The organism is Tissierella pigra (assembly GCF_018917845.1).
Taxonomy (GTDB): domain Bacteria; phylum Bacillota; class Clostridia; order Tissierellales; family Tissierellaceae; genus Tissierella; species Tissierella pigra.
In genome coordinates this window covers 548,308-565,010 of the sequence record NZ_JAHLPJ010000001.1, presented here as the reverse complement: position 1 = coordinate 565,010, position 16,703 = coordinate 548,308, and the positions used below count along the sequence as shown (strand labels likewise).

The window sequence follows — 16,703 nt, the reverse complement described above, 5'->3', positions numbered from 1 at the left end:
GCTAAATATAATTCCAATTGTAAATAATGTTTACAACTGGAATTATATTTTACATTTTTGTAAATATTATTTACAGTCTTCATGTTCCTTAATACGTTTAATAACAGTAGTATGGGATATATTTAAAGCCTTTGCAATCTCCCTTGATGAATTAAACTGCTTTCTTGCTTTTATAATATGGTTATATTCAACAGCCTTAATTATTTCTGGTAGATTTACAGGAAATTCAATATTCTCTTCATTATAAATTATCTTTTCTGTTTCATATGAATCAAATTTATTAGCAATCAATAAATGTTTAACATCTATTGAATCCTCTGCAAATATTACAGCTCTTTCCATAACATTTTGTAGTTCCCTTATATTTCCAGGCCAAGAATATTCCTGCAATCTTTCTAAGGCATCTTCAGTTATTTTTAATCTTGGTTTATCTGCACTTTCTCCTAAAAGCTTTGTAAAATATTTTGCAAGTATTGATATATCATCTTTTCTTTCCCTCAATGGTGGTATATTAACAGGTATAACATTTAATCTATAATATAAATCCTCCCTAAAAGTCTTTTCACTTACCATGGCAGATAAATTTCTGTGAGTTGCAGAAATTATTCTTACATCAATGAGTATTTCCTTTGTTCCACCTATTCTTCGTATTTGTCTTTCTTGTATGGCTCTTAGTATCTTTGCCTGTAAATGAATAGGTAGTTCTCCTATCTCATCTAGAAATATACTTCCTCCAGTGGCCAATTCAAAGAGTCCTTGCTTCCCTGTATTCGCACCTGTAAAAGCACCTTTTTCATAACCAAAAAACTCCGATTCCAAAAGAGCATCTGGTACAGCAGAGCAATTAACTGCTACAAATGGACCATTTCCTCTTCTGCTATTTAAATGAATTGCTCTGGCAAATAACTCCTTCCCCGTGCCTGACTCTCCTAATATCATTATATTTGCCTCTGCTACTGAAACTGACTTAGCTAATGAAATGGTGTTCTTTATACTATCTGATTCTCCGATTATATCTTCAAAACTTATCATAGAAGGCCTCGAAATAGTTTGAATCAGCCTTCTAACATCATCCATTTCTTTAAAAATCAAAAGAGCCCCCATCTTAATGCCTAAATTATTTTTTATAAGTTTAATATTTAGTATAAGATTTACCTTTTTATTTCTAATCATTGTACTTACTTCAATATTAGCTTTATCATCTATATCCACATTTGGATTATATACTTCTTTTGGTATTATGAGATTTATATTAGTATCCTTATCCTTGGGTTCAATATTAAATAATTTACTGGCCTTAGAATTGTAATATTCAATATTTCCTTGTTTATTTACTGCAATAATGCCATCTGTCATACTATTTATTACTATCTGAAGTTCCTTAGCTGCTTTTTCCGAGTCCATCATATCCAGCTCTGTTATATCTAAAATTTCCTTAATCTCATTTTTTATCCATCTCTTAAACTCATCCCATTCTATACCTTCCCATTCAACTTTAACAGAAATATAAGGGGGATTTATCTCCATAGTAATAATATTCATTTCTTTTGAAGCCAAGGCAGCTAATATTTTTTGAGCCATACCTACTTTATTTTCTTTAACTAAAAATTTTATCTTTTTGCTATTCAAGATTTTCACCTCTCTATCAGCAACTTTTATTTCATTTTTATAAAAGGACATAATATGAAGCTTAATTAAATTTAAGTCAGACCTCAAAATAATCTAAAAACTTAATAAATAGCCTATTATTCTTAATGGGAAATGTTCAAGTTTTAGTATATAAACCACGGGGTTAAACCCCGTGGTTTATATTATAGTTCCTGAGTTTCTAATATTAGTATGCTATCTCCAAATTTTTCGTCTAGCTCCTTTAATTTCATCTCTTCACTATCCCCATAAGATTTTGATATTTCTACAATACCTAAACTATAACCCTCTTCTATTTTTTGTAAAATCGTTTCTTTAAACCATTTATGGTAAAGACCAGTTCTAAATGATAATCCAGAAGAACTTTTATCCATACCATAGTTTTCTTCTATTTCCTCTTTGCTCCTAATATTAGATATAAAATAATAGTGCAATTCATTCTCCATTTCCTCTGTTAAGTCCTTATAAGCCACTAATAATACCTTGTACTTTGCATCTTGTGATTCTTTTTTTCCCAACATTTCAATCCCCCCAATATTTCATACTTTAATCCTATTATATACAAAAATTTATAATCTTCAAATATTATAAATAATTCCCCTTATAAATTTATAAACTCATAAGGGAAATTATCCTTTTCATCTTATCATATCTCTTACTTGTGCTACGTCCTTATCTCCTCTACCAGAAAGGTTTATTATTATAATATTATCCTTGTCCAAAGTCTGAGCCAACTTCATTCCATAGGCTATGGCATGGGAAGATTCTAAAGCTGGAATTATTCCCTCTGTTTTTGATAACTTAAAGAAAGCATCTAAGGCTTCTTTATCAGTTACAGATTTATATTCTGCTCTTTTAATCTCATTATAATAGCTATGTTCCGGTCCTACTCCAGGATAATCTAGTCCTGCAGCAATGGAATGGGTACTATGATCTAGTAAATAACATTTGAAACCATGTATTAGCCCCATATTACCTCTACATATACTAGCCGCATGCTCTTTAGTATCTATCCCTTTTCCAGCTGGTTCTACTCCTATCATCTTCACTTCTTTATCATCATAGAAAGGCGAAAATAAACCTATGGCATTACTGCCTCCTCCAACACAGGCTACTACATAATTAGGTAATCTTCCTTCCTTTTCTAATATCTGTTTTCTTGCTTCTTTTCCTATTACGGATTGGAATGTCCTTACTATCATTGGGAATGGATGAGGTCCTACTGCTGAACCAAGAAGATAGAAAGTATTATCCTTATTTTCTACATAATCCCCTAATGCTTTATCTACTGCTTCTTTTAATGTTTTATTTCCTTCCTCAACTGCCACTACCTTTGCTCCTAACATTTCCATTCTGAAAACATTTAGCTCTTGCCTTTTAGTATCTTCAGCCCCCATATAAATTGTACAATCCAGTCCAAGCAAAGCACATACTGTCGCTGTAGCAACTCCATGCTGTCCTGCTCCAGTTTCTGCTATTACTCTCTTTTTTCCCATTCTTTTAGCAAGTAACCCTTGTCCTATGGCATTGTTAATCTTGTGAGCTCCTGTATGATTTAGATCTTCCCTCTTTAGATAAATCTTAGCTCCTTCTATTTCTTCTGTTAGTCTTTCTGCAAAATATAGTGGATTTTCTCTGCCTACATATTCCTTTAAATAATAACCTAGTTCTTTCAAAAACTCTTCATCTTCCATAGCATTATAGAATTCTTTTTCCAATTCATCTAATACTACTTTCAATTCTTCTGGTACATAAGCCCCGCCAAATTCTCCAAATAATCCATTTTCTCTTTTCATCCTTCTTCCTCCTAGATTAAATTTAAATACAAAAAAACCTCCATCCTCAATAGGACGAAGGTTGAATTCGCGGTGCCACCTAAATTATGCAAAAATGCATCTCTCTTAATGGGATACTAACATATCCTGTCCTTAGTTAACGGTAGGCTTCCGGCACGGGGTACTCTCCATAGATTTCCACCAGCTTCTACAAAGTCCATTCGTTAAATCCTTCTTTGCCAAAGTCCCACCAATCTTTAGCTCTCTGTGAAAGATAAGAATTAACTACTCTTCTTTGTCTTCGAATTTATTCTTGTATTTCAAGAAAGTATATCAGATGCAAAATAAATTTGCAATAGGAAAATAAAGTATTTATATAATATAATTTGTTGAAGTGTCTCTTTATTTGTGATATTATTAACATATACGTTAGTTATTCCCATAATTTTATGATAATAGGAGGTATTTTATGAAATTAAAAGATAAAGTAGCTATTGTAACGGGTGCTAGTGCAGGTATGGGTAAAGATATAGCTTATTATTTTGCTAAAGAAGGTGCTACTGTATATGCCGTAGCTAGAAGAATAGAAAGACTTGAAGAATTAGCAAATAGCTCCAAAGATTTAGAAGGAAAAATAATACCTATTGTCGCTGATTTAATGTGTAAAGAATCCACAGAAAACATGGTTGAAAAAGCTTATAAAGAATCGGGAAGACTAGATATTTTAGTTAATAATGCAGGAATAATGGACGATTTCAGTCCTGTTGGCGAAGTAAAAGATGAAATGATTGAAAAAGTTTTCAACTTAAATGTATATTCACCTTTCTACTCCATGAGAAAAGCTGTAGAAATTTTCTTAGCTAATGGCGGTGGAAATATTATAAATATTGCGTCCATAGGTGGTTTATTTGGTTCTAGAGCTGGAGCAGCATATACTGCATCAAAACATGCTTTAATAGGTCTAACAAAAAATACTGCTTTTATGTATTCTAAGAAAAATATTAGATGTAACGCTATATGTCCTGGTGGAATTGAAACGGAAATAGGCACAGGAGAATTTATGAAAAACATAAATATGGAAGGAATGAATATGGCAACATCAGGTGCAGCTGGCAATCCAAGAACTGGAAAAGGCAGTGAAATTGCAACAGTTGCAGTATTCTTGGCAAGTGACGATGCAAGCTATGTAAACGGACAATGTATAGCAGTTGATGGAGGATGGACTGCATATTAATAAAATTAGGGAACGCCAAGGCGTTCCCTATAATTTATTAATGATATAATCTAAATCCTTCCATTCCAATACAGTATATCCTTAATCATATCTTCCCTTATTTCCCATATATTTGCCTGTACATCAAATATGTTCCAATCTGAGATTTCAAATACTCTCATCCAGCTGTCCATTACTCTTTTCTTTTCTAAAGGATAAAAGTTTGCATACTTTCCTTCTATAAAAGAAAATGAATTTTTAAATCCCTTTCTCTCCATATCCTTTATATAATCTTTTTCGTCTTCTTCATCTTTAGGAATATAAAGATGATTTAATACATAATCCCACTTTCTTCCATCAAAGTATATAACTTCAGCTTTATCTACTTCTAATACATATATTACAGTACCTTCCATAGGCTTTAGCATATTTTCTTCACTTATTGAACACCATATTGGAAACTCTACATCTTCTGGTTTGGGAACTATTTTACTAGCTTTGTCTACAAACCATTGATAAAGACTTATATAATACATAGCAATATCTTGAAATTGTTCTTCTATATATCGCTTTTTGATTCTATGTAAACCATTTTTCCTAATATCTTCGAGGCTTCTAATGTCTTGCCTAGTCCAAAGTCTTACTTTCTTAGAATTTCTTTGCAGGTTCTCCATTATTCTATCTCCCCCTAAATGTAATAATACTTCCAATCTGATAGTTCTCTAATATATCTATAGTTTTTATTATATCATTATCTAAGGCTATTTTATTCGTTCTATTAATACAAATACTTTATTTTTTACAAATATATTTTGTCTACTAACTATCAAGCTTATCACCTACTCAATCCATATTACATATACTATTAAAAAGCCAATGAAAGGAAGGATATAATGGATAACAACTATAATCCATATAATCAACAAAATAACAATAATTCCATGTATAATAATCACCTAGGATATTCATCTCCTTGCTGTAATAGACCACCAGTAATGCCTCCCAATTGCTGGGAAAGATGTATTGATTTAAGTGACTACGGTCCAAACCCCTATGTAGTTAATATTGAAGAAGCTACAAGACAAAACTATAATTATCGAGCTACTTTATGGACAGGAAATTATTTACAACTTACTGTAATGAGTATTAATCCTAGAGATGATATAGGTTTAGAAATCCATACTGACCATGATCAATTTATACGAATCGAGGAAGGTCAAGGTCTTGTTTTAATGGGAGATAGTAGAGATAATTTGTACTTTCAAGAAAAGGTCTATGATGGTTATGTAATATTTATACCTGCTGGTAAATGGCATAATGTAATTAATATAGGCTGCGTTCCTCTTAAATTATATGCTATTTATGCACCTCCTGAACATCCTCATGGCACTATCCATAAGACTAAAGAAGATGCCATGAAATCTAATATATACTAGCTCATACAAAAAGCTCCTTTCCATATTGAGAAAAGAGCTTTTTTATTTATAACTATATTTATTTCTTAATTTCCTTAAACATTTCTGCTTGTTTTTTGATACCTACTTCAGTAGCAAAACGTTCAATACTAGATGCACCAAAGAAACCATCTACACCTTTAGTTCTTTGAAGAACATAAGCTGCATCCTCTGGTTCAGCAATAGGTCCTCCATGACAAAGTATCATAATATCAGGGTTTACAGATTTACCTGCATCACAAATTTCCTGCACTTTCTTTACTGCATCATCTAAGGTCAAAGCTGTTTTTGCTCCAATTGTTCCCTTTGTTGTAAGACCCATATGGGCAACTAAAATATCTGCTCCTGCCTCTGCCATTTTCTTAGCTTGTTCAGTATCAAATACATATGGTGTAGTTAATAAATCTAATTCATGAGCCTTTCTTATCATATCTACTTCAAGGTCATATCCCATACCTGTTTCTTCTAAATTTTGTCTAAATACTCCATCTATTAGTCCTACAGTCGGAAAGTTTTGAACTCCTGCAAATCCCTGTTCCTTTAATTGTTTTAAAAATACATCCATAATACGGAAAGGGTCAGTACCACAAACTCCAGCAAGAACAGGAGTTTCTTTAACTACAGGTAAAACTTCGTTTCCCATATCCACTACAATTTGATTTGCATCTCCGTAGGAAAGAAGTCCTGCCAGTGACCCACGTCCTGCCATTCTATATCTTCCTGAATTATATATAATAATTAAATCTACTCCACCAGCTTCTCCACTTTTTGCAGATATACCTGTACCTGCTCCTGCCCCTAAAATAATATTTCCCTTTGTTACCTCATCTTTTAGTTTCTTGAGTATCTCAATTCTAGACATATATATTCCTCCAATATTATTTGTTATTCCTCATTAGTTCTATTAGCTTCTTAGCTGCTGTTTCTGCAAATTCTCTATCATTAATATTAAAATCTAATTCAATTAATTCTATTTTATCTTTATCAATATTATCTCTTATGGTATCAAATAACATTTTATCTTCTTTTGGTCCATAGAAAGGCTGCCCTTCTGCATCAATCATAGATACTCCTTTAAGAGGAATCATTAAGGTTGTGGAACCATTTGTCTCATTTAATTTTTCAGAGATTATTTCTCCTAATCTCTTATTTTCATCTATAGTAGTACGCATCAAGGTTACAGTAGGATTATGTTTGTAAAAGTTTCTTCCATCAAATTCTTTAGGCACAGTATCCATAGGCCCAAAGTTTACCATATCCAATGCCCCAAGAGATACAACCTGTGGGACTTTATTTCTTCCTGCTGCTTCCAATCTATGAGGTCCAGCAGCTAAAACTCCTCCCACTAATTCATCACACCACTCCGTTGTGGTTAAATCAAGTACCCCATCAAAAAATCCATCCTCTATAAGTCTTTCCATAGTCCTTCCACCTGTACCCGTTGCATGGAATACCAATACTTCATATCCTTCTTTTTCTAAATATTCTCTAGCCATATCTACACAAGGAGTAGTTACTCCAAACATAGTAGCTGCAATTAAAGGTTTTTTATCAATCTTCTCCTTATGTTCAAAATTTACCATACCCGCAATTGCAAAAGCAGCATTTGTAAATATCTTAGTGGAAATTGAATTCAGTCCTGATACATCAACAATTGAAGGATACATCATAATATCACTAGTTCCAACATATTGCTGAGTATTACCTGATGCAACTGTAGACACCATGACTTTAGGTACTCCTATTGGCAATGCTCTCATACCAGGAGTCACTAAAGATGTCCCTCCAGTTCCTCCAAGAGAAATTATTCCATGAAATTTCCCTTCTGAATATAATCTAGGAATTAATTTCTCCATTCCCTTTGATAATATTTCAGTTCCCAATGCCCTATCTTTTTTAGCTGCAATCTCTTTAATATCAACTCCTACTTCTTTTGCGACTTCTTCATTAGATATATCTGTTTCAAAAATAGGCTCAAATACACCACAATGTATTGTAAGGGTTTTTAACCCTAATTCTTCTAAAACATTCTTTACATAAGCAAATTCTTTACCTTTAGAGTCAAAAGTCCCTGCAATTGCAATAGTTTTCATTAAAAAACTCCTTTCCATTTTAAATTTATTATTATAGATTATACCCTAAATATACATTAGATTATAAAATAATAGATATACTCCAAAATTTTCCAGAAGCTTTTATTTAATCACAATTATAAGTCCCTTCTTCATCTTAGTTACTCTCCGCAAAATAGCCTATCAAACTTTCCTTGTATTCTCTCTTTTCTCTTATCAGTTTCATCTTTTTCTATAGTAATACTTATAATATCTCCTTCCTTTGCTTCCTCTGGAATTATAATTCTTGGGATTTCAATTATATCTTTGTTTTCCAGTTCAACTATTGCAAAATCTTCTTCAAATCTATCAATAGTAAATTTCATCTAATCACCCCTAGTCATTAAATCTAAATATTTCTTTACCAGACTTATCATAAAGTACAGCAGGATCACTTTTTGTATTGTTCCATATATTATTACTTCCCCAATCTAAATCTCCTTCCTTATCACCACTAGTTACTGTAACTACTCCTCCCCCCTTTAGGACATACTTAGGAAATATATATTCTTGATTACCTGTTACAGAAAGAAGTTTCCATCCTTCTAGATTAATCTCATCCTTTGAATTATTCTTTATAGTTACTATTTCTTCTATTTTATCTACATTGCTTATTACTACATCTGGCTTATTAACAGGAGAATTGTTATTAAGAACTATTTCCTTATCATTGAATTCTAAACTCTTTCCATTACTTTTAATTATTATCGTCCCTTGCAAATCTGTTCTACATATATCTATGTTCTTTTCTGTTAGTCTTTCTATTATTTCCTTATGAGGGTGTCCATAACTATTTCCAGTTTCTGAAGATATTACTGCAATATAAGGGTCAACTGCATCTAAAAATTCTTGTGATGTTGATGTTACACTACCATGGTGTCCAACTTTAAGTACATCTGATTTTAATAGATTTCTATTACTTTTTAACATTTCCTTTTCCGATAGTGCCTCTGCATCTCCTGTAAATAGAAAAGAAGTCTCTCCATCTATAAGTTTTACTACAACTGAATAATCATTTAAACTTTCATAACTCTCTCCATTAGGTGCAAGGACAATAAATTCTGCACCATTTAAAGTATATCTATCTCCAACTTTTGGCTTTGTAATCTTTAATCCCTTTTTATCTATACTATCTAATACATCTTCAAAGGTCTTTGTGTTAGCTATGGCATTTGGCATAATTAGTTTATCAATATCTAAATTATCTATTACATCATCTAATCCACCTATATGGTCTGCATGAGGGTGTGTTCCTATTACATAATTTAGTTTACTTACATTCTGATTTTTAATATATTCTACAACGGTTTTTCCATCTTTATTGTTACCAGCATCAATTAACATAGCTTCTTGTCCCTTTTTTATAAAAATGGAATCTGCTTGTCCCACATCAATAAAGTGTATCTCTAGAATATCACCTGTATTAGAATCTAAATTAGTATCTATAATATCTTCACAACCCATTAGAGAAAATATCATAATCATTATAAATACAAACATACTAGCCTTTTTAAAATTTTTCATATTAATACCTCACTTCCTTATTCTTTGCTAAATAGTAAACTTTAACTCATTTTTATTTATATAATAATTATATCATAGATGTAATTATTATGATTTGATATATCTATAAATTACCTTGTATTAGAACTTATTTTTCGTACAAAATAAAAGTAAATAAAAAGAGGTGATTTTAATGCCAAAACCAATAGATAGAAACGCTAGTATAGCTTTAGATCAAATGAAAGCAGAAATTGCTAATGAATTAGATGCTGATTTAACTGATAAAGAAACTGTGGATGGTACTATGACTGTGAACTTAGTAGAAAGAGCTGAAAGAAAACTTAATAATAAAGAAGAATAGTTATAATTTAATATAAGAGCCTTTTGCAATGCAATAGGCTCTTATATTAAGATACGGTAGTGTAAAATAATCTGTGCTTTTACGAAATAAAATTCTCTTTTCTGGCAAGAATCAAAATATGATTTGAACCAGAAAGGAGAATTTTTTATGTCAACATTACCAAAAGAAGTTTTAAGAAATATGATTAGTGATGGAAATTTAACAACACCAGGAGATCTTCATTCATATCTAAAGGATATGTTTAAAGATGTACTTCAAGAGATGTTAGAGGCAGAACTTGAGGCAGAATTAGGGTACTCTAAAGGAGATAAAAAGAATAAACAAACAGATAATAGGCGAAATGGCTATACCCAAAAGACTGTAAAAACTCAATTTGGTGAAATTCCACTAGAAGTACCAAGGGATAGAAATGGTGAGTTTGAGCCAATTGTAATACCTAAAAATAAAAGAGATATTTCTGGTATTGAAGAAAAGGTAATAGCTCTTTATGGAAGGGGTATGTCAACTAGAGATATACACGAACAGATAAAAGATATATATGGAATAGAAATATCAGCCGAAATGGTAAGCAAAATGACTGATGGAATAATTCCACATATAAAAGAATGGCAGAATAGACCCCTAAATCCAATATATCCATTTGTATTTATGGATGCAATACATTATAAAGTAAGAGAAGATGGACAGATAAAAAGCAAAGCAGCTTATGTAGTTTTATGTGTTAATTTAGACGGATTTAAAGATGTTTTAGGGATTTGGATAGGTGAAAATGAATCAGCTAAGTTCTGGCTTGGAGTTTTGAATGATTTGAAAAATAGAGGTCTACAAGATGTATTAATATTTAGCGTAGATGGATTAACAGGGCTTAAAGAGGCAATAAATGCAGCATATCCTAATGCAGAAATACAAAGATGTGTAATTCATCAGCTTAGAAATTCTTTTAAATATGTTAGTTACAAGCATTCAAAGGAGTTTGCTAATGATTTTAAATCAGTATATAAGGCGATAAATGAAGAAGAAGCTCTTGAAAACCTTGGGGAACTTGAAAAGAAATGGGGAGATAAATACCCACATGCAGTTAAGAGTTGGGAGTCAAATTGGGATGTACTATCTCCATTTTTCAAGTATCCTCAGGAGATTCGAACCATAATGTACACTACAAATATAATAGAAGGTTTTCATAGACAGCTAAGAAAAGTAACCAAGACTAAAACTATGTTCCCATCTGATCAAGCTCTAGAAAAGATACTTTACTTAGCTAGTCAAAATACCATAAAGAAATGGACCAAAAGATATAAAAGCTGGGATTTAATTATAAATCAACTATCCATCTTCTTTGAAGAACGAGTAAATGTCCATCTTTAATGTAATTATACTGAGTGGCATATAAAAACCTTCTAAATCTGGAATTATGGGCGTTTAAATAGCTTGTAATACTGATTTAAAGCCTATAACTCCTTAAAAAACAAAAGAGTTTTTTATAAAAGTAAAGCTAAAATCCATTTGTAAAAAGTCATAGCATCACTTATATAAAATTATTGCCAAAACTATTCATTTTAATGCATAAAATAAAATAGTCTTGGCAAAGATAAAATCAAGATATTTAGTTGTAAGTTTTATCCAGTTTAATATTTCTTGTCAGATTAGAGATGAACGATTCTCTCTAAAGCACAAAGTTATTTACATTCTCTCCTTTATTTCATTCTCCCTTATTATTCCTTTAACTCTACATTAACATATATCTTTAATATTTCTGTCAATATTAATTTTTCTACCTTTAGCTTGTATTCCTTTTTTTCTATTTTAAAAATTCTTTTATCTATTACTTCTGAAAGTATATCTGTGTCTATACTTTTAACTTCTTTTCCAATTAAGGTATTATATTTTTCTTTTATGGACTTTTCTATATCTATTCTATCCATCTCATCTCCATCAAAGTTTAGTTTTATCTCTATATCTTTAAGTATCATATTAGTATCACTAATGGTTTGTTCTAATTTTTCCAACTTGGCATCTCTATCCTCAATTGTATTCTCTAGAGATATTATTGTTTTATGATATTCATCTATTCTATAGCTAACTAAAGTAGTAAAAACAGCTATCCCCATTAAGATACCTGAGATAAATCCTGTGAAAAGACATACTATATATTTTGAACTTCTTACTTTAGCCATATTTCACTACTCCTTTGAATTAACTTAATAAAAGAAAATCCTAAATTTGCCCCTAAAAGAGCTATTAATATATATATCATCTGTTTTATAATAGATTTTAACTCTCCTTCTATTAAACCTTTATCAATTATTATAAAAGAAGAGAATGTTCCACCTAATGCAATGGCAACAGCCCATATTTTAATAGAACCTGCTACGTTTAACATAGTCCGAAGGGGTGGGTTATTAGTTATAATTGCTCCTATTCCAGCAAATACACTTCCTCCAACTACTACACCAAAAGCAATACAAAAATTTTGTACTATACTTATATAAAAATCAGACAATCCCATCATCTCCCGAAGCAATTCTTTTTTATAAGATATGTTTGCTTTTTTTGTTTATGTTAGAATCATATTTCAAATCTTCTCTTTGTTTCAATTACTAACTCTTGAATATATTAGCCTATTTTATAGAAATAAGATTTTTTAATAAATAAAAACCTATGGATTATATATAATCCATAGGTCTTTATATGTTAGGTATACAGTTATGCCTTTTTTACAAATTCAGATTTTAGTTTCATGGCTCCAAATCCATCAATTTTACAATCAATATCGTGATCCCCATCGACTAATTTTATATTTTTCACCTTTGTACCTATTTTTACAGATGATGAACTTCCCTTGACCTTAAGATCCTTAATCACTATTATATCATCACCATCACTAAGTACATTTCCATTGGCATCTTTTACTACCTTCTCATGGGTAGACTCTTGTTGTATATCTGGGTTCCACTCGTGGGCACACTCTGGACAAACAAGAAGATGTCCATCTTCATAAGTATATTCTGAACTACATTTTGGACAATTTGGTAAACTTGACATATTTTCCTCTCCTTTCATCATTAATTTTTATATAAATTTATAATTTATTTTAAATTTTCTCATAGGCATATATAGTACCATAGTTCACTTTTATTTACAAATAATCTCAAAATATATAAAAATTAAAGCATGTCTCCATGTTTAGTTTATTGTATTTAGGGAATAAAATAAATACAAATGATAATAGTTATCAATTAGTTATTTATATATAAGGAGGTAGTAAAATGAGATTTGAAGATTATAACCCTCTAGATGAAAAATATTATAGTATTTTAAATGCCCATGGCGAAATTATAAATGAAAAAGATATTCCAGTACTGTCCAATGACGAATTATTATATCTTTACAAAACCATGTTATACACTCGTACAATAGATGAAAAAGCTTTATCCTATCAAAGACAGGGAAGGATGCTTACCTATGCTCCTAACACTGGTCAAGAAGCTGCCCAAGTAGGCAGTGCTTATGCCATGGATAAGGAAGACTGGTTAGTTCCTGCTTTTAGAGAATTAGGGGCTTGGCTAGTTAGAGGTGTTCCTCTTAAAAATATTTATTTATATTGGTATGGAAATGAATGGGGAAGTTATATGCCAGAAGGTGTAAAAGTACTTCCTGTATCAGTTCCTATAGGTTCCCAATATCAACATGCAGTAGGTATAGGTATGGCAAACAATATTAAAGAAGAGAAAAATGCAGTAGTAACTTATATTGGAGATGGTGGTACTTCCCATGGAGATTTCCATGAAGCTTTAAACTTTGCAGCAGTTTTTAATGCTCCAGTAGTATTTATAATCCAAAATAATCAATACGCTATTTCAGTTTCTAGGGAAAAACAGACTAAGAGTAAAACCTTAGCTCAAAAAGCTATTGCTTATGGCATGCCAGGTATTGTAGTAGATGGTAATGATATATTTGCCATGTATTCTGCTACAAAAGAAGCCATAGACAGAGCTAGAAATGGTGAAGGTCCTACACTTATAGAAGCCTTTACCTACAGATTAGGTGCTCATACTACTTCTGATGACCCTACTTTATATAGGGAAGACTCTGAAGTTGAAGAATGGAAACATAAAGACCCATTATTACGATTTAGAAAATATTTATTAAATAAAAATATATTAACAGAGGAATGGGAAGAAAAAACTAAAAAGGAATTGGAAACTGAAGTAATGTCTACTTTTGAATCAATTGAAAATAAATCTGATACCGAAATTGATGATATATTTAAGTATCACTATGAAACAATGCCTCCACAATTAGAGGAACAATTGTTGGAATACAAGTCTTTTTTAGAAGGAGGTAAATAATATGGCTAACACATTAAATATAGTTCAGGCTGTTAATCAAGCTTTAATGAATGAAATGGAAAATGATGAAACTGTAGTAGTTTACGGTGAAGACGTAGGTCTTGAAGGTGGAGTCTTTAGAGCAACTGTTGGATTACAAGAAAAGTTTGGAAAAATGAGAGCCTTTGACTCTCCCCTTGCAGAATCTGCCATAGTAGGTACAGCAATAGGTATGGCAGTTAATGGACTAAAACCAGTTGTAGAAATGCAGTTTATGGGATTTTCCTATCCTGCCTTTAACCAAATAATATCTCATGTTGCTAGAATGAGAAACCGTAGTAGAGGTAGATATACTTTGCCTATGGTAATTCGTGCTCCTTACGGCGGAGGTATTAGGGCATTGGAACATCACTCTGAAAGTACGGAAGCTCTTTATGCTCATATACCAGGACTTAAAGTTGTTATCCCTTCTACCCCTTATGATGCAAAGGGACTTCTTATAGCAGCAATTAGAGATCCTGACCCAGTTTTATTTCTAGAACCAAAGAGAATATATAGAGCCTTTAAACAAGATATTCCAGAAGACGCTTATACACTTCCTATTGGTAAAGCAAAAGTTGTGGAAGAAGGGGAAGATGTAACTATTATAACTTGGGGTGCAATGGTTAGAGATGTGCAGAAAGCTGCCCAAATGGTAAAAGCCAAAGGAATCCATCCGGAAATAATAGACTTAAGAACCATTGCTCCAATGGACAGAGAGACTTTTGTTGAATCAGTTAAGAAAACTGGAAGAGCCATAGTAGTCCATGAAGCTCCAAAGACCTTAGGTACAGGAGCAGAGATTGTAGCTATTCTAAATGAAAAGGCATTCTTATATTTAGAAGCTCCTCCTACTCGTGTAACAGGATTTGATACTACTTTCCCTCTTCCAAGGGGAGAAAAACACTATATTCCATCTCCTGAAAGAATAGCAAAAACAATTGAAGATGTAGTTAAGTTTTAGTTAGGAGGTATATTATGAAATTTGAATTTCGTTTCCCAGATATAGGTGAAGGTATAAGAGAAGGTACTCTTATGAAATGGCTAGTTCATGAAGGTGACAATATAGAAGAAGGTCAATCTGTAGCCGAAGTAGAAACAGATAAGGTCACTACAGAAATCCCTTCTGCAAAATCAGGTAAAGTATTAGAATTGAAGTTTGAAGAAGGAGATACTATTGAAGTAGAGCAGGTCTTTATTGTAATAGATACTTCTGATGACTCTTTAGAAAATGAACAAGAACTAAATGAACTATCTGAAAAAAAAGAAGTCGTAGAAGAAGAAACTGCTGGGGTTGTAGGAGAAGTCATAGCTTCCTCAGAAGTGATTCCATCTAGTACAGAAGGTCAAAGTTCAGTCAATGTAAACATTGAGAAGAAAAAAGTATTAGCTACTCCTATAGCTAGAAAAATGGCTAAAGACCTGGGAGTAGATATTCAGACTATAGAAGGAACAGGTCCACAGGGTCGAGTAATGAAAGAAGATATTTTAAATTCTAAGAAAGATGCTAAACCATTTAAAGTAGAAGAACCTAAGGCTGAACCAGTAAAAGTAAGTTATGATAATAATGAAAAGGTGGAAAGAATTCCACTTACAAGAATTAGAAAGACTATTGCAGAACAAATGTCTAAATCTAGATTTACTATACCTCATACAACCGCAATGGATGAAATAGATGTTTCTAAATTAGTAGAATTTAGAAATAGGCACAAGGATAAGTTTAAAGCCGAAGATATCAATCTAACTTATTTGCCATTTATTATTAAGGCTGTCATAAGAGTATTGAAAGAATTCCCTGAATTTAACTCATCCTTTGATGAAGAAAATCAGGAATTAGTCCTAAAGCATTTCTATCATATTGGCATAGCAACAGATACTGATAGAGGACTTATGGTACCAGTCCTTCAAAATGCAGATGAAAAAAGTATTGTAGAGATTGCTAAAGAAGTAGAAGATTTAAGTAATAGAGCCAAGGAAAATAAGGCAGAGCTTCATGAGTTAAAAGGAAGTACTTTTACTGTAACTAATTATGGTTCAATTGGTGGACTATTTGGTATCCCAATTATTAACTACCCTGAATCAGCAATCCTTGGTATAGGTCGTATTGTAAAGAAACCTATTGTAAAAGATGATGAAATAGTAATTGCCCATATGCTGCCTCTATCTCTATCCTATGACCATAGAATAATTGACGGTGCTAGTGGTGCTCGTTTCCTAAATATGCTAACTCAATTATTATCTAACCCAGAAATGCTTTTACTAATGTCATAGA

General features: G+C 31.9%; 18 protein-coding genes and 1 other annotated feature. Of the genes, 7 read left to right on the top strand and 11 right to left on the bottom strand.

Annotated features, from left to right (window positions below; all coding sequences use genetic code 11):
* Positions 1-66 precede the first annotated feature (66 nt).
* The 3 genes from KQI41_RS02730 to trpB all read right to left on the bottom strand — a co-directional run bounded on the left by KQI41_RS02730 (position 67) and on the right by trpB (position 3,443).
* Positions 67-1,629: a sigma-54 interaction domain-containing protein gene (locus KQI41_RS02730; RefSeq protein WP_216584813.1), complete on the bottom strand. Its 1,563-nt coding sequence runs from the start codon at positions 1,627-1,629 to the stop codon at positions 67-69.
* Positions 1,630-1,811: 182 nt separating this feature from the next.
* Positions 1,812-2,168, bottom strand: coding sequence for a hypothetical protein (locus KQI41_RS02725; RefSeq protein WP_154438875.1), 357 nt, complete (start codon positions 2,166-2,168; stop codon positions 1,812-1,814).
* Positions 2,169-2,285: 117 nt separating this feature from the next.
* Positions 2,286-3,443, bottom strand: a complete 1,158-nt coding sequence (gene trpB, locus KQI41_RS02720) for a tryptophan synthase subunit beta (RefSeq protein ID WP_154438874.1) — start codon at positions 3,441-3,443, stop codon at positions 2,286-2,288.
* A gap of 47 nt (positions 3,444-3,490) precedes the next feature.
* Positions 3,491-3,733 (bottom strand) — a binding site (T-box leader).
* 158 nt (positions 3,734-3,891) lie between these two features.
* Between trpB and KQI41_RS02715 the strand changes: the two genes are divergently transcribed.
* The gene (locus KQI41_RS02715; protein ID WP_216584812.1) at positions 3,892-4,656 is read left to right on the top strand and encodes a glucose 1-dehydrogenase; all 765 of its coding nucleotides are present in this window, start codon (positions 3,892-3,894) and stop codon (positions 4,654-4,656) included.
* Positions 4,657-4,706: 50 nt separating this feature from the next.
* On the opposite strand, the gene KQI41_RS02710 is transcribed toward KQI41_RS02715, so the two are convergent.
* Entirely contained in the window at positions 4,707-5,309 is a 603-nt protein-coding gene (locus KQI41_RS02710; RefSeq protein WP_154438872.1) for a DUF3841 domain-containing protein, read from the bottom strand.
* Between the two features lie 219 nt (positions 5,310-5,528).
* On the opposite strand from KQI41_RS02710, the gene KQI41_RS02705 reads away from it, so the two are divergent.
* Positions 5,529-6,071: a cupin domain-containing protein gene (locus tag KQI41_RS02705; protein WP_154438871.1), complete on the top strand. Its 543-nt coding sequence runs from the start codon at positions 5,529-5,531 to the stop codon at positions 6,069-6,071.
* Between the two features lie 58 nt (positions 6,072-6,129).
* On the opposite strand, the gene KQI41_RS02700 is transcribed toward KQI41_RS02705, so the two are convergent.
* The 4 genes from KQI41_RS02700 to KQI41_RS02685 all read right to left on the bottom strand — a co-directional run bounded on the left by KQI41_RS02700 (position 6,130) and on the right by KQI41_RS02685 (position 9,724).
* Positions 6,130-6,951, bottom strand: coding sequence for a phosphoenolpyruvate hydrolase family protein (locus tag KQI41_RS02700; protein ID WP_154438870.1), 822 nt, complete (start codon positions 6,949-6,951; stop codon positions 6,130-6,132).
* A gap of 16 nt (positions 6,952-6,967) precedes the next feature.
* Positions 6,968-8,182, bottom strand: a complete 1,215-nt coding sequence (locus tag KQI41_RS02695; RefSeq protein WP_216584811.1) for a Tm-1-like ATP-binding domain-containing protein — start codon at positions 8,180-8,182, stop codon at positions 6,968-6,970.
* A gap of 140 nt (positions 8,183-8,322) precedes the next feature.
* Positions 8,323-8,526 carry a DUF3006 domain-containing protein gene (locus KQI41_RS02690; RefSeq protein WP_216584810.1) on the bottom strand — a complete coding sequence of 68 codons (204 nt, stop codon included), beginning with the start codon at positions 8,524-8,526 and terminating at the stop codon, positions 8,323-8,325.
* 10 nt (positions 8,527-8,536) lie between these two features.
* Positions 8,537-9,724 (bottom strand): MBL fold metallo-hydrolase, encoded by a 1,188-nt coding sequence (locus tag KQI41_RS02685; RefSeq protein ID WP_216584809.1) that lies wholly within the window; start codon positions 9,722-9,724, stop codon positions 8,537-8,539.
* 172 nt (positions 9,725-9,896) lie between these two features.
* Between KQI41_RS02685 and KQI41_RS02680 the strand changes: the two genes are divergently transcribed.
* The gene (locus KQI41_RS02680; RefSeq protein ID WP_216584808.1) at positions 9,897-10,064 is read left to right on the top strand and encodes a small, acid-soluble spore protein, alpha/beta type; all 168 of its coding nucleotides are present in this window, start codon (positions 9,897-9,899) and stop codon (positions 10,062-10,064) included.
* A 147-nt stretch (positions 10,065-10,211) separates the two neighbouring features.
* Positions 10,212-11,429 (top strand): IS256 family transposase, encoded by a 1,218-nt coding sequence (locus KQI41_RS02675; protein WP_216584807.1) that lies wholly within the window; start codon positions 10,212-10,214, stop codon positions 11,427-11,429.
* 347 nt (positions 11,430-11,776) lie between these two features.
* Here the strand turns inward: KQI41_RS02675 and KQI41_RS02670 are convergent, their stop codons facing one another.
* From KQI41_RS02670 to KQI41_RS02660, 3 genes are all read right to left on the bottom strand, one after another.
* Entirely contained in the window at positions 11,777-12,238 is a 462-nt protein-coding gene (locus KQI41_RS02670; RefSeq protein ID WP_216584806.1) for a sporulation membrane protein YtrI, read from the bottom strand.
* Positions 12,226-12,564 carry a YtrH family sporulation protein gene (locus KQI41_RS02665; protein WP_216584805.1) on the bottom strand — a complete coding sequence of 113 codons (339 nt, stop codon included), beginning with the start codon at positions 12,562-12,564 and terminating at the stop codon, positions 12,226-12,228. The genes KQI41_RS02670 and KQI41_RS02665 overlap by 13 nt, the downstream gene beginning before the upstream one ends.
* Before the next feature lie 203 nt (positions 12,565-12,767).
* The gene (locus KQI41_RS02660) at positions 12,768-13,106 is read right to left on the bottom strand and encodes a zinc ribbon domain-containing protein YjdM (protein ID WP_154440695.1); all 339 of its coding nucleotides are present in this window, start codon (positions 13,104-13,106) and stop codon (positions 12,768-12,770) included.
* 224 nt (positions 13,107-13,330) lie between these two features.
* Here KQI41_RS02660 and pdhA point away from each other — a divergent pair, with 224 nt between their 5' ends.
* From pdhA to KQI41_RS02645, 3 genes are read left to right on the top strand one after another with little or no spacing between them, the layout of a single operon-like run.
* The gene (gene pdhA / locus KQI41_RS02655) at positions 13,331-14,413 is read left to right on the top strand and encodes a pyruvate dehydrogenase (acetyl-transferring) E1 component subunit alpha (RefSeq protein ID WP_216584804.1); all 1,083 of its coding nucleotides are present in this window, start codon (positions 13,331-13,333) and stop codon (positions 14,411-14,413) included.
* A 1-nt stretch (position 14,414) separates the two neighbouring features.
* Positions 14,415-15,395: an alpha-ketoacid dehydrogenase subunit beta gene (locus KQI41_RS02650; RefSeq protein WP_216584803.1), complete on the top strand. Its 981-nt coding sequence runs from the start codon at positions 14,415-14,417 to the stop codon at positions 15,393-15,395.
* Between the two features lie 14 nt (positions 15,396-15,409).
* Complete coding sequence (locus tag KQI41_RS02645; RefSeq protein WP_216584802.1) at positions 15,410-16,702, top strand: dihydrolipoamide acetyltransferase family protein; 1,293 nt, start codon at positions 15,410-15,412, stop codon at positions 16,700-16,702.
* The last annotated feature ends 1 nt before the right edge of the window (position 16,703 follow it).